General features: G+C 40.5%; 1 pseudogene. It reads left to right on the forward strand.

Features of this window, described 5'->3' with window-relative positions:
- Positions 1-354: 354 nt before the first annotated feature.
- Positions 355-548, forward strand: a pseudogene (locus ACS8FC_RS20175) (shikimate dehydrogenase); the annotation flags it as partial.

Here is a 548-nt window from a genome sequence, read left to right on the forward strand (position 1 = left end):
GATCTTAAAAGAATATTAACGAGCTGGCCCAGAAGCCACCGATAACAAAGGGTGTTTTAATAAAAAATGTATTTAATAAAAGTTATAACCTAACAGTCATTAGAGCATATTATACTAATTAACATATAATCGATAGTTTACCCAACTGCTCGGCGCTTGACTACCTTTTAGGTTACGCATAACGCTCCAAGAGGGTACATATTTGTTAAAGATATCACTCATCAAACTCTACCCGATACAAGGCTTATGAAGTGAGCCATTGGTTTGTCAATCATCATTTTATCGCTTATGATAAATGGCCATAAGCGATGCATTTTTAATGATGTCTTGCCTCTTTTAGCCAATGGACCCTTTATGACCCAACACTTCATCGTTATTGGCAATCCGATTGCCCACAGCAAATCCCCTGAAATTCATGAGCAATTTGCGTTACAGGCGGGTATTGATATTCGCTACCAGCGCCAGTACTGTCCTGACGATGCTGCCAGTTTTACGGCGGTCATTGAGGCGTTTTTTAATGGTGGTGGTGTGGGTGCTAACGTGACCGT

This window comes from Psychrobacter sp. 1Y4, from assembly GCF_051847555.1.